The 13,522-nt window shown below is 45.6% G+C and carries 13 protein-coding genes; 11 read left to right on the forward strand and 2 right to left on the reverse strand.

All coding sequences use genetic code 11. From position 1 onward, the window contains the following. Nucleotides 1-4: 4 nt before the first annotated feature. From AC13DA_RS07235 to AC13DA_RS07280, 10 genes are all read left to right on the forward strand, one after another. The gene (locus AC13DA_RS07235; protein WP_284450763.1) at nt 5-1,006 is read left to right on the forward strand and encodes a zinc-binding alcohol dehydrogenase family protein; all 1,002 of its coding nucleotides are present in this window, start codon (nt 5-7) and stop codon (nt 1,004-1,006) included. An 82-nt stretch (nt 1,007-1,088) separates the two neighbouring features. Continuing rightward, nucleotides 1,089-1,565 carry a c-type cytochrome gene (locus AC13DA_RS07240; protein ID WP_284450762.1) on the forward strand — a complete coding sequence of 159 codons (477 nt, stop codon included), beginning with the start codon at nt 1,089-1,091 and terminating at the stop codon, nt 1,563-1,565. 105 nt (nt 1,566-1,670) lie between these two features. Continuing rightward, nucleotides 1,671-4,490, forward strand: a complete 2,820-nt coding sequence (locus tag AC13DA_RS07245) for a monovalent cation/H+ antiporter subunit A (protein ID WP_482945858.1) — start codon at nt 1,671-1,673, stop codon at nt 4,488-4,490. Continuing rightward, nucleotides 4,491-4,862 (forward strand): Na+/H+ antiporter subunit C, encoded by a 372-nt coding sequence (locus AC13DA_RS07250; RefSeq protein ID WP_284450760.1) that lies wholly within the window; start codon nt 4,491-4,493, stop codon nt 4,860-4,862. Further along, a complete protein-coding gene (locus AC13DA_RS07255) occupies nt 4,859-6,388 on the forward strand; it encodes a monovalent cation/H+ antiporter subunit D (protein WP_284450759.1) in 1,530 nt (509 codons plus the stop codon). The genes AC13DA_RS07250 and AC13DA_RS07255 overlap by 4 nt, the downstream gene beginning before the upstream one ends. A gap of 1 nt (nt 6,389) precedes the next feature. Beyond that, on the forward strand, nt 6,390-6,878 hold the full coding sequence (locus tag AC13DA_RS07260) for a Na+/H+ antiporter subunit E (protein ID WP_284450758.1): 489 nt from the start codon (nt 6,390-6,392) through the stop codon (nt 6,876-6,878). Continuing rightward, nucleotides 6,878-7,147: a K+/H+ antiporter subunit F gene (locus tag AC13DA_RS07265; RefSeq protein WP_007146389.1), complete on the forward strand. Its 270-nt coding sequence runs from the start codon at nt 6,878-6,880 to the stop codon at nt 7,145-7,147. Before AC13DA_RS07260 ends, AC13DA_RS07265 begins: the two co-directional genes overlap by 1 nt. Nucleotides 7,148-7,150: 3 nt before the next feature. Beyond that, nucleotides 7,151-7,477 (forward strand): Na+/H+ antiporter subunit G, encoded by a 327-nt coding sequence (locus AC13DA_RS07270; protein WP_284450757.1) that lies wholly within the window; start codon nt 7,151-7,153, stop codon nt 7,475-7,477. Beyond that, nucleotides 7,477-7,923 (forward strand): YaiI/YqxD family protein, encoded by a 447-nt coding sequence (locus tag AC13DA_RS07275; protein ID WP_284450756.1) that lies wholly within the window; start codon nt 7,477-7,479, stop codon nt 7,921-7,923. Before AC13DA_RS07270 ends, AC13DA_RS07275 begins: the two co-directional genes overlap by 1 nt. Before the next feature lie 74 nt (nt 7,924-7,997). Next, nucleotides 7,998-8,522, forward strand: a complete 525-nt coding sequence (locus tag AC13DA_RS07280) for a cytochrome b (RefSeq protein ID WP_007146392.1) — start codon at nt 7,998-8,000, stop codon at nt 8,520-8,522. 32 nt (nt 8,523-8,554) lie between these two features. On the opposite strand, the gene rep is transcribed toward AC13DA_RS07280, so the two are convergent. Both rep and AC13DA_RS07290 read right to left on the reverse strand, forming a co-directional pair. Beyond that, nucleotides 8,555-10,576, reverse strand: coding sequence for a DNA helicase Rep (gene rep, locus AC13DA_RS07285; RefSeq protein ID WP_007146393.1), 2,022 nt, complete (start codon nt 10,574-10,576; stop codon nt 8,555-8,557). A 69-nt stretch (nt 10,577-10,645) separates the two neighbouring features. Next, the gene (locus AC13DA_RS07290) at nt 10,646-12,151 is read right to left on the reverse strand and encodes a YifB family Mg chelatase-like AAA ATPase (protein ID WP_284450755.1); all 1,506 of its coding nucleotides are present in this window, start codon (nt 12,149-12,151) and stop codon (nt 10,646-10,648) included. Between the two features lie 174 nt (nt 12,152-12,325). Here AC13DA_RS07290 and AC13DA_RS07295 point away from each other — a divergent pair, with 174 nt between their 5' ends. After that, a complete protein-coding gene (locus AC13DA_RS07295) occupies nt 12,326-13,489 on the forward strand; it encodes a DUF481 domain-containing protein (protein WP_007146395.1) in 1,164 nt (387 codons plus the stop codon). The last annotated feature ends 33 nt before the right edge of the window (nt 13,490-13,522 follow it).

The raw sequence follows: 13,522 nt of genomic DNA on the forward strand, positions 1-13,522 counted from the left end.
CGATATGAAAGCCTACGGATTTTTCCAAGCCAATGGACAAGCACAATTCATCAAACGGGAAACACCAACAGCAAAAGGCCGCGATCTGTTGATTAAAATTGATGCGATTGCCGTCAACCCGGTTGATACAAAAATAAAAGCCAGTCTGGGTGATGGGGTTGGGCAAGCCAGAATCATTGGCTGGGATGCATGTGGCACCGTTATCGATACAGGCAGTGAGTGCGACTTATTCAAAACCGGTGATAAAGTCTTCTACTCGGGTGATGTGACCCGCGACGGCTGTTATGCTTCTCACCAGTTAGTGGATGAACGTATTGTTGGTAAAGCGCCCAAAAACTTAAGTGCTGAACAATCAGCAGCAATGCCTCTCACCAGTATTACCGCCTGGGAGGCATTATTCTCAAGAATGCGAATTCGAGCGGAGCTGGATAAAGGCAAAACGATCCTAATTGTTGGCGGTGCCGGTGGTGTGGGTTCAATTGCTATTCAACTTGCTAAACAGGTGGGCCAGCTGAATGTGGTTGCTACAGCTTCACGTCAGGAATCCATCGACTGGTGTTATGAACTGGGTGCGGATCATGTGATTAATCACCAGCAATTAAGTGAACATTATTCAACATTAAATATTCCGGCGCCTGATTATATTTTATGTCTGGCTGATACTGATCCATATTACGAAGAGTTAACTGACCTAATAGCCCCTCAAGGTCTGATTTGTTTTGTTGTCACCAGCCAGCAGCATCACAATATTGATAAATTAAAAAATAAAAGTGCAGGCATCGTCTGGGAGTTTATGTTTGCCAGACCGATGTACCAGACAGCCGATATGATCGAGCAACACCATCTCCTCAATAAAGTCTCCGAAATGCTTGAGAATAAAATACTCAAATGTACTCACAAACAAACATTGGGGCCGATTTCTGCCAGTAATATTGAGCAAGCTCATCAGTTATTATTGACGGCTAGAACGATAGGGAAAATAAGCCTTTCTGCTATAGAGGACTAATCCTTTCTGCCGCTTTTCGTAGCGCAGCGTGTTCGTTAACCGTATAATCATCGCCATTATTTAAAATCAGCAGAGGTTAGTAATGAATAAGAAATCTGGTCAATTTTTTATCGGTAGTATCGTCACCATATTGGCACTTTACGGTTTAGTGTTAATCATCCTGAATAACTCCCTCGAATTAGGAAAAGACGCTACAGCCCCTGCCAGTATGGAAGAAGATGCTGTTGCTGAACGCATCAAACCTGTTGCTGAAGTTAACATCGGTGAACCGCCTGCAGTACAAGCCCCAGCCGCTGAAGAAGAATCTGACACTGCGGGTGGACCCGGTCAACAAATCGTGACACAGGTTTGTGCTGCATGTCACGGTGCTGGATTAATGGGCTCGCCAAAAATCGGTAATGCTGCAGACTGGGCGCCACGTATTGAAAAAGGTATGGATACTTTGCACAAACATGCTATTGAAGGTTTCAATATGATGCCGGCAAAAGGCGGTCGTGCTGACCTGAGTGACGAGGCTGTCATGGCAGCTGTTGATTATATGGTGTCACAATCAAAATAACGTTTGGCCATTAATGAATAAAAAAGCACTGTCGAGCACTGCTCGACAGTGCTTTTTCATGTATAAATACAGTATACGAGCATCCGTTAGATAACAGGAAAATCAATGAATTTATTGACGTTCAACTTACCTTTAGTTGCTCTGATACCTTTTCTAGGCGCACCGATTGCCGCATGGGCTGCTAGATTCAATCGTGTCGCCTCAGCTTGGGTCGCGGGTGCTGTCACCTTTTTATCCCTGCTGACATTAATGCCAGCGGTGCATATTCCTTTTAACAATGAAACCTTAATTCAAAGCTGGTCATGGCTACCTACGCTCGGATTAGATTTTGCATTCCGTCTTGATGGCCTCTCTCTGCTGTTTAGCTTTTTGATCTTACTGATTGGCCTACTGGTCATCTTGTATGCACGCTATTATTTATCGGCTCAGGACTGCATGGGCCGTTTTTTTGCCTATTTACTTATGTTTATGGGCTCAATGTTAGGCATTGTGCTGTCAGAAAATTTAATTCAGCTGGTCATTTTCTGGGAATTAACTTCGCTTACTTCGTTTTTATTGATTAGCTACTGGCAATACAGCCAGGACGCACGTGATGGCGCCCGAATGGCGCTGACGATCACTGGTGCCGGTGGTTTGGCTATGCTGGCTGGTGTGTTAATGATTGGCAATATGGTCGGTAGTTTTAATCTGACCGATGTCTTAGCCTCGGGCGACCTGATTCGTCAAAATGAACATTACCTGACAGCCTTGGTTTTGATTCTGTTAGGCGTCTTTACCAAATCAGCACAGTTCCCATTTCATTTCTGGCTGCCACATGCCATGGCAGCCCCCACACCTGTATCAGCCTATTTACACTCAGCCACCATGGTCAAAGCCGGTATTTTTATTCTGGCAAGACTGTTTCCAGTACTGTCAGGTACTGAAGCGTGGGGTTGGCTGGTAGGTGGTGCCGGTATGATCACTATGGTATTAGGTGCGTACACGGCCCTTTTCAAACATGATCTAAAAGGCCTTTTAGCTTATTCAACCATAAGTCACCTGGGCTTGATTACCCTGTTATTTGGCTTTAGTACCAAACTGGCTGCTGTCGCCGCGATTTTTCATATTATTAATCACGCCACCTTTAAAGCGTCATTATTCATGGTGGCAGGTATTATTGATCATGAGTGTGGCACCCGCGATATGCGTAAAGTAAATGGCTTATTGAAATATATGCCGCATACTGCCGTACTGGCGATGATTGCAGCCTCCGCCATGGCCGGTGTACCACTGCTGAACGGCTTTCTAAGTAAAGAAATGTTTTTCCAACAGGCGCTGACGGCTACGGATCACCATACATTAAGCTGGGCAATCCCTATTATCGTAACCTTTGGTGCTGTGTTCTCAGTCGCTTACTCACTGCGTTTTATCCACGACGTCTTCTTTAATGGTGAACCTCAGGGATTAACTAAAACACCGCATGAACCCCCACGCTTTATGAGAATACCCGTCGATATTCTGGTATTGCTATGTCTGGGTGTCGGTATGGTACCCATGTTGATTGTAGCCCCTATTTTGAGTGTGGCTGTGGCGGCCAGTCTGCAAGGTGTACCGCCGGACTATAGTCTGGCCATCTGGCATGGCTTTAATATTCCTTTATTGATGAGTTTTATTGCTTTGGTTTTCGGCGCCATTGTTTATTTCTACCGTGAAAAATTATTCCGTTGGCATGATACAAATCTACCCCGTCTGGATGCGAAAACACTATTCAACCGGGTCACACATGGTTTATTAGTATCGAGCGGTAAAATCAGTCGTCTATTCGATCGTGGTTCCTTACAAAATGCCATCAGCTGGGTATTGTTATCCGGTGTCGCTGCGACCTTATATGGCTTTTTACAATTTGATAGTCCACTGTTTGGTGACAGAAACTTACTGGATGCTAACCTACTTACCATGATCCAAGTTGGTATTCTGGTTGTGGCGAGCATTCTAACGGCTGTGATGCACCATAACCGACTGGTAGCACTCATTATTATCGGTGTTATTGGTTTGATCGTATCTTTGGGTTTTGTGAAATTCTCAGCACCTGATTTAGCCTTAACTCAGTTATCAGTCGAAGTTGTCACCATTGTGCTTCTTTTATTGGCTCTGTTTTTCTTGCCTCAGCACAGTCCTCAGGAAAGAAGTCATAAACGCCTGACCCGTGATTTGGTTTTATCTGTTTCTGCCGGTGTCACGGTGATGTTATTAGCTATGGCGGTAATGACGCGTGACTACAGCACCATTTCAGGTTTCTTCCTTGAGAACAGTAAACCGGGAGGCGGTGGTACGAATGTGGTCAATGTCATTCTGGTCGATTTCCGTGGCTTTGATACATTAGGTGAAATCGTGGTACTGGCGCTTGCTGGCCTGGGTATTTTTGCTTTACTGGAAAACCTGAAACTCCCAGCACCACTGCGTGATATAGACGGTCGTGGATGGAGCCATGATCCCCATCCTCCAATTATGCAAACACTGACCCGATTGCTGTTCCCATTAATGTTAATGGTGGCGGTGTTTATTTTCCTGCGTGGTCATAATTTGCCAGGGGGTGGCTTTATCGCAGGCTTAATTGCTGCTGTGGCTTTGATTTCACAATATCTTGCTAACGGTATTGCCTGGACCAATGCCAGAATTAAAGTGGATATGCATAAGGTGATTGCTCTCGGTTTAACCGCTGCCTTTGTCACTGGTTTGGCCGCTATGTTCTTGTCTTACCCATTCCTGACCACCACCTTCACATATTTGAAGTGGCCGATTGTCGGTAAATTTGAAATCGCCAGCGCCATGATCTTTGACTTGGGGGTATTCCTCGTTGTGGTCGGCGCCACTGTCCTCATTCTGGTCGAACTGGGTAAGCTCAGTCATGCATCACACAGTTTAGCTCAACAGGAGAAAAAATAGATGGAGTGGTTAGTCGCCATCGCGATAGGTGTCATGACATCATGTGGTGTCTACCTTGTGCTTCGCGCCCGTACCTTTCCTCTGGTACTCGGGTTAACACTGATTTCCTATGCCGTTAATGTATTTTTATTCGTCATGGGCCGTTTACAGATTGGCGAAGCCGCCATTATTTCTGTTGAAACAACAAAATATACCGATCCACTACCTCAGGCACTGGTATTAACCGCGATTGTGATTGCCTTTGGTATGACGGCATTTCTTATTGTTCTGGCTTTAAAGGCGCGTAGCGAATTGGGTAATGACCATGTCGATGGCATGAGTTATGTGGCTGAGGAACAAGAGAAGAAAACAGCTGGAGGCCAATCAAAATGATGCTGTCTCAGCTTCCTATCCTGCTCATTCTTTTACCCTTATTAGGCGGTATATTGACCCTATTTGCCCGCCCTAAAGGAATAGCCTTACAACGCCTACTCAGTCTGTTTTTTACAGTTGCCCTACTCTTACTGAGTATTTATACGGTCTCCATTGCTAATAGTGGTGGCTATTCTGTTTATTTACTGGGTAACTGGACAGCACCGTTTGGCATTGTGATGGTACTGGATAAACTGTCAGCCCTGATGGTATTGCTGACCTCTATTCTGGCCGTTGTTGCCCTCGCTTATGCCATCAGTCAGAATACCGACAAAAATGGGCAACACTTTCATGTCTTATATCAAATACAACTGTTTGGATTAAACGGGGCTTTTCTGACAGGTGATTTATTTAATCTGTTTGTCTTCTTTGAAGTATTGTTATTAGCTTCTTATGGTTTATTGCTGCATGGCGGCGGTCGTCTGCGTACCAAAGGCGGACTGCACTATGTAGTGATTAATCTGGTCGGTTCCAGCTTGTTTTTGTTTGCGGTTGGTACGTTATACGGCATTTTGGGTACACTCAATATTGCCGATATGTCGACACATATCGCTCAATTGGATTCGATGGACCAGGGTATTGTCGCAGCAGCTGGCCTGCTGCTTCTGGTGGTATTTGGCATCAAGGCGGCCATATTCCCACTCTATTTATGGCTGCCCGGAGCCTACGCAAATACGTCAGCTGCGGTAGCTGCTTTATTTGCCATTATGACCAAAGTGGGTTTATACGCCATTATTCGGGTTCACGGCACCTTATTTTCAGAGCAAGCAGGTGACTTAGCTGGGCTGCATGCCGATGTGGTATTAACGCTTGGGCTGGTAACATTGGCTATGGCCGTTTTGGGTGTATATGCCGCTCGTTCATTAAAAGAACAAACAGCTTTTCTGATTCTCGCCTCGGTAGCCACTTTATTAATCGGTATCGGTATTAACACCACGGATGCTATGGCTGCCACTTTGTATTACCTTATTCATTCCACGCTGATTGGTGCTGGCTTATTCCTATTGGCAGACATCATAGCCAGAGCAAGAGGCTCTTATTCAGATAGATTACGGGCAGGCGCCCCTATCAAACAGGCTATTTTCCTGGGTTCTATCTTTTTCATTACCACGATTGCTATTGTCGGCATGCCACCGTTGTCGGGTTTCATTGGCAAAGTTATGATTTTGGAAGCCGCGATGAGCAGTGCTTTCAGTACCTGGATTTATGCCGTTATTCTGGTGGGTAGTTTATTGATGATTATGGCAATGGCGCGATCCGGCTCGATCCTGTTTTATCAGGTAGACAGCTCTCTGGATGACGATGGTGAGAAGTTAAATCTTCGTGCCACGGCTATGGCATTAATTTTAGTGTTCGCCAGTCCTGTGTTAGTCATCGCTGCCGGGCCCATCTCTGAATTTACCCAAAGCGTGGCTTCACAACTCAGCAATCATCAAAGTTATATCAATGCGGTGATGAGCCAGCCAGCCTATCAGGGAGGAAAATAAGATGTGGCGTAAATGCTTTCCTCATCCTTTTCTGACCCTAGCGTTATGGGTCATTTGGTTATTACTGAACAATACCCTTTCTGCTGGTCAGATGATTTTGGGAGGACTTCTCGCAATCTTTATTCCCTGGTTTAGTGCCGGGTTCTGGGAAGAACGCATCAGTGTCCGTCGACCATGGCTAATGGTGAAGTTTTTTGCCTCCGTGCTCTGGCAAATCATTATTGCCAATATTCATGTCGCGCGCTTAATTCTGATGTCTTCAGACAGACTGAGACCCGGCTTTGTTGAAGTCCCGCTGGATTTAACCTCACCGCTAGCTATCAGTATTCTTGCCAATACTATTTCACTGACACCTGGCACGGTCACCTGTGACTTGTCTCAAGATCAGAAAAGCCTGTTGATTCATGCCCTACATATTGATGATGCCCAAAGCACCATTGATGAAATCAAACAGCTCTTTGAAAAACCGTTAAAGGAGATTTTCAACTAATGCTGAATATCGCCATCATTACCGCCTGTGTTATGGTCTGTACAGCTCTTTTATTGAGCCTGTATCGTCTTCTTATCGGTCCTAGCGTGCCAGATAGAATCCTGGCTCTGGATACGCTTTATATCAATTCTATTGCGCTGCTTATCCTGCTGGGCATTTTTCTGCGAAGTAATCTTTATTATGAAGCCGCCTTGCTGATTGCCCTAATGGGCTTTATGGGCACACTCGCGCTCAGTAAATATCTGCTTCGCGGCGACATTATGGAATAAGCCATGTTAGAAATTTTATTATCTATTCTGATTGTTCTGGGTGGTTTTTTCACACTGGTTGGCTCATTAGGTTTGTTTAAGCTACCTGATTTTTATATGCGTTTACATGGGCCCACCAAAGCCAGCACACTCGGCGTTGGTGCAGTGCTGGTCGCTTCGGCTATTCATTTCAGTGTGAAAACAGGTGATATCAGCCTGCATGAAATCCTTGTCACCTTATTCTTATTTATCACAGCCCCGGTCAGTGCACATTTGATGGCAAAGGCAGCACTTCATATCAAAGTCAGACAAGAAAAACGTACACTCAATAAATCTGATCAGGAGCAGTAATGCATATCTGGGTCGATGCAGACGCCTGTCCGGCTGTTATCAAAGAAATCCTGATTCGGGCATCAAGACGCACCTCGCTACCACTTACCTTTATTGCTAACCACGCTATTAAGGTACCGGCAGATAACCAGATCCAGTTTATTCAGGTCGCCTCCGGTTTTGATATGGCCGACAATGAAATTGCCAGCCGTGTTCAGGCGAAAGACTTAGTCATTACGGCTGATATTCCACTTGCCAATGATGTCATCGACCGCGGTGGCATCTGTCTCAGCCCCCGTGGTGAGTTAATGGATAAAAGTAATATTGCCGCCCGTCTCACCATGCGTAATTTTATGGATACCATGCGTTCAAGTGGTGTGGATACTGGCGGTCAAAACGCATTTAATCATCGTGACAGAATGCAATTTGCCAACCAGCTAGACAAAATTATTCAATCGTCTCTTTAACAAAAAAACCGAATAATCGGAACATCCCTATTGATAATTCTGTCCTAGCGATGGTTTTCACAAAGGAGAGAGAAATGATAAATGATTCAATAGACCGTTACGGAAGTATCACCCGTTTTTTCCACTGGTTAGTGGCTGTTCTGGTTTTCCAGCAATTCTTCAAATTTGCTGACCGTATTAACGATGGTAAACATTGGTTGGGGGATACATTCGGTCCCTATCATGTCTCGATAGGTGCAATCATTATGATTCTCGCCATATTGCGTTTGTTATGGAGCATGAAACAAAAAAACCAACGGCCAATTATTGAAGGTGCCAACAGTAAACTGGTAAAAACGGTTCATGGCATCATGTACTTCTGCCTGATTGCCATGCCACCGCTCGGCGCACTCTATATTCACGGTCATGGTTATCCGGTGAAAGTATTTGGTCAGGTACTCATCGAAAAGCCAGCTGATAAAGTACAGTGGGCACATGACATCGGCGAGTTACACTCAATATTAGCTATCGTACTTGCCATTTTGGTGGTTGGTCATATTGGTGCCGCTCTCTATCATCACTTTATTCGAAAAGACGATACCCTGCGTCGTATGGCATAAAATAAAAAGCCCGGTTTGAAACCGGGCTTTTTTTATTTCAGCATCTGACGGATATTCGATAAGTGGGCTTTACCGCGCTCTTTACGTTCTTCCGGATCCGCCTGTGTTTTTTCAGACATCCAGATCAGATCATCAGACGGTAGTTCACGAAGAAAACGACTTTCCTCACACTCCATCTTTTCGCCATAGCGTTTACGCGTATTGGCCATAGTCATGACCAGGCTACGCTGTGCTCGGGTAATGCCGACATAGGTCAGGCGACGTTCTTCTTCAATGGTGCCTTCTTCGATGCTGGTGCGATGAGGCAGAATTTCTTCTTCCATGCCAATCATAAATACATGAGGAAACTCCAGACCTTTTGCTGCATGTAAGGTCATCAAGTGCACGGCATCGGCCTGATTTTCGTCTTCCTGACGATCCAGAATATCCATCAACGTTAGCCTGGCTGCAATATCACCAATACTTTTCTCTTCTGTGTCGTTTTCAATAATACGTTCGATCCAGCTCAGTAACTCGAGCACATTATCCATGCGGCGTTCGGCTTTATTTGGATCACCACTGGTTTCTTCCAACCAGCCGCGATATTCGATTTCTTCCACCATATCGCGAATGGCGCTCATTAAATCACCACGTTTTGCCCGGTCAGCAATATCGACTAGCCAATTAGCAAAATGCGTCAGGTTGATAATGGCTTTTTCAGGCAGCTTTTCTGCCAGGCCCATCTCAAAGCAGGCACCGAACAAGCTGGTCTTACGTTCAGAAGCATAATTACCCAGAGCTTGTAATGTACTTGAACCTATACCACGACGCGGGGTGTTAATGACCCGAAGAAAGGCATTGTCATCATCCTGATTGGCCAGCAGGCGCAGATAGGCCATGATGTCTTTGACTTCAATCCGTGAGAAAAACGACGTTCCGCCCGTTAGAAAATAAGGCACATTATGTTCACGTAATACACGTTCAATCGGTCTGGATTGATGATTACTTCGATAAAGAATCGCGTAATCCTTGAAATTCGCCTGATGTTTCAGCTTGTGATAAAGCAGCTCAGAGACGACTTTTTCCGACTCATGATCATCATCACGACAACCAATAACCCGAATCGGATCGCCCTCTCCTAACGCACTCCATAATTGCTTTTCGAACACATGGGGGTTATTACGAATCAAGGTATTCGCGACACGCAGAATCCGGCTCATGGAACGATAATTCTGTTCCAGTTTAATCAGTTTCAGACGCGGATAATCAGTCTGCAACTGCGCCAGATTTTCTGGCCTTGCACCACGCCATGAATACACCGACTGGTCATCATCCCCCACAACGGTCAGCGCTTCCCGTATACCGACCAGTTGTTTAACCAGCTCATACTGACAGCCATTGGTGTCCTGATACTCATCCACCAACAGATAGTGAATACGTGCCTGCCACTTTTTTAAAACATCATCATGTTCACGGAATAACACCACGGGTTTGAGGATCAGATCATCAAAGTCAACCGCGTTGTATGCCTGCAAAGCAGCGGTATAAAGCGGGTACACTTTCGCCGCAGCCATCTGGGTACCGGCCTCGGCAATTTGCATCGCTTTCTCAGGCAGAATCAGCTGGTTTTTCCACTCTGAAATTTGCCACTGCACTTGTTCTGCATGTTCACTATCAGCAGCAAAATCACGCCCCATCAGATCACGTAAAACCGCCAGACTATCTTGCGCATCAAAAATAGAAAATCCACTGCGATAGCCCAGCGATTTATATTCACGGCGCAGAATATTTAATCCCAAGGTATGAAAAGTCGACACCATCAAACCACGTGCTGCCGCCGAATTTTGGCGACTGGCCATGAGTTCAGAAACCCGGGTTTTCATTTCACGTGCGGCTTTATTGGTGAAAGTCACCGCAGCGATATTTTTTGCAGAAATGCCACATTGCTCAATCAGATAAGCAATTTTCCGGGTAATAACTCGCGTCTTACCACTACCGGCACCGGCTAAAACGAGAAGAGGTCCATCTATATGACGCGCAGCTTCCTGCTGCTGCGGATTAAGATCATTCAGCATCAACGCCTCTGAAAAACAACATGAGCAACCGAGTGTTGCCACTCAGTGATAACGTGAAACATATGGACATTAATAACCTACATCAAGCCGGCGATAGCTGATGGCTTCGCTAAGATGTTCAGTTTGTATTTGACGACTTCCAGCAAGGTCAGCAATCGTTCTGGCGACTTTTAAAATGCGATGATAGGCACGGGCTGATAAGCCCAGACGAATAATCGCTTTTTCTACCAGTTGATAATCTTGTTCAGTCAACAGACAAACTTCCTCTATCTCTTTTTGTTCCAGCAAATTATTCGCTTTACCCTGCCTGTCGAGCTGTCTGTGGCGCGCCTTTTCTACTCGATGGCGAACCTGCTCAGAATGCTCTGCAGTAGCATCAGCCGCTTGATTTCGTAATAAACGTTTATCCACTGCAGGTACCTCGACCAGCATGTCGATTCGGTCCAGTAACGGGCCGGAGACTTTAGCACGATAGCGACGAACTTGCTCTTCTGTACATCGACAACGCGACTCGCCAAGATAGCCGCAAGGGCAAGGGTTCATCGCTGCGACAAGTTGGAAACGCGCTGGAAACTCCGCCTGCTGTGCCGCTCTTGAAACCGAGATTTTGCCAGATTCTATCGGTTCGCGCAGTACTTCCAATACGCGGCGGTCAAACTCGGGCAGTTCATCTAAAAAAAGTACGCCATTATGCGCTAACGAAATCTCTCCCGGTCTGGGTTGACTGCCACCGCCCACCAATGCCACGGCTGATGCAGTGTGATGCGGTGATCGAAATGGCCGCTGACGCCATTGAGCCGGATCAAAACCATTCGAGGCGATAGAATGTATTGCGGCTGTTTCCATAGCTTCAGCTTCTGACATGGAGGTTAATATACCGGGCAGTCGGCTAGCCAGCATCGTTTTGCCGGTTCCTGGTGGCCCACAAAAAAGAAGACTGTGTGAGCCGGCAGCTGCAATTTCTAAAGCACGACGCGCATGTGACTGCCCACGAATATCAATCAAATCCGGATACTCAGGTTCAGTTGATATATCATCCGGTATTTCGGCCAGATTCAGTAATTGCTGTCCGTGCAGATGAGCGCATACGGCCAGCAAGCTATCCGCACCAAAACACTGACATTGTTCAATTAGCGCCGCTTCACTGGCATTGGCTAAGGGTAAAATCAAAACACGTTGAGCTGCAGAAGTAGCCAGCGCTGTTGGCAAAACACCACGTACAGAACGACACTCTCCGGCCAGACCTAATTCACCAATAAACTCTTTGTCAGCAATCGCTTTTAAGGGAATTTGCCCTGATGCCGCCAGTATTCCTAACGCAATAGGCAAATCAAATCGCCCGCCTTCTTTAGGTAAATCAGCGGGTGCTAAATTAATGGTGATGCGTTGCTGAGGAAAATTAAACTGTGAGTTCAAAATAGCAGAACGCACCCTGTCCTTGCTTTCTTTGACTGCGGTTTCAGGCATCCCCACAATCGACAAACTGGGCAAACCATTCGATAAATGCACTTCTATGGTGACTGACTGGGCATGTATACCTGTCACCGCACGGCTATAGACCTTAGCGATACTCATATTCCATCCTTGGTTGAGCGTGTTTGAAAAATAATATTAGCCTATCTTTTTTTTTATTGTCGTGAAACTTGTCGGATAAATAACGGACGAAAAAAGCGTAGATTTTTACGAAAGCGGTTGCTTATGTTAATTTAGTAGCGCACAACCCATCCAATACAAAACTCCGGAGTTTTTATGCACAAGCCTAGCTTGAGGACTATTTTTTTATTAATTTCAAGCACCTTCACCAATATCGCCATCGCTGACCAAGTCGTTCTTGACGATGGCAGTCTGCTGAAAGGGACTGTCAAACAAGTCGCAAATGGTCAGCTAATCATGGATACCGCCTTCGCCAACGAAGTAACCATTGATTATGCTCGGGTGAATCAAATCACTACTGACAAAAAGTTTTTGGTTGAACTGGAAAGTCGTGATCGTATCGTAGGTAAACTCAGTGTGGATAGTAATGGCCAGTCGCAACTGAGCGATACCGCTTTTGGCTCAGTGAATATCGATCCTAAAAATATAAAAAATGTCTGGGCGACGGATGCTACCAAACCACAAATTCTTGCTGTACAGCAGGAATACCAAGATGAAATAAAAACACTGAAAGCGGACAAAGAAAAAGAAGTAGAAGATCTGAAATCCTCCTATGAAACTGCTCTCACAGCTTTAAGAGAAGAACGTAATCGTTTACGTGATCCCTGGAGCGGCAGCATCGCGATGGGTATCACCGGTGCCTCAGGTAACACCAACCGTTTTGGCGCACATGGACGGGGTGAATTAAACCGTGAAACTGATCAAGAGCGTATGAACATCTACATGGAAGTTAACTTCCAGAAAGAGGATGGCGAGCAGACAGCCAATCAAAAACTGGCTGGACTTTCATTGGAACGTGATATCAGCGAAATGTGGTTTGCCAGAGGCTCCGCCGACTTTGAAATTGATGATTTTGAAGAGTTGGATCTTCGTGCCATCGCCGCAGCGAGTTTAGGTCGATTTTTCATTCGTGAAGATGATCTGAAATTCAAAGGTTTTGCTGGTCTCGGTTATCGTTTTGAGAGCTACTCAGACGGCACCAATGAAAAAGACCCAACGGGTGTGCTGGGTTACGATGTGAAATACAAAATGAATAGCAAACTGAGTCTATTCCACGACTTCACTTATTACCCCTCATTTAGCAGCCCAGGTAAAAACTATCTGATCGTGACTAACTTTGGTGGCGAAATGCCGATTACGGAAAAAGAAGACTGGAAAGTACGTGCTAGCCTACGTAGCAAGTACAACAGCCAGCCAGCACAAGATGCTGAAAGCACAGACACCACCTACCAGATGAATCTGGTGTATGACTGGGACTAATTAAAGTAGTCTGAAATAAAAAAGGCGCCCTGA

Source organism: Methylophaga sp. F-2 (genome assembly GCF_056859315.1).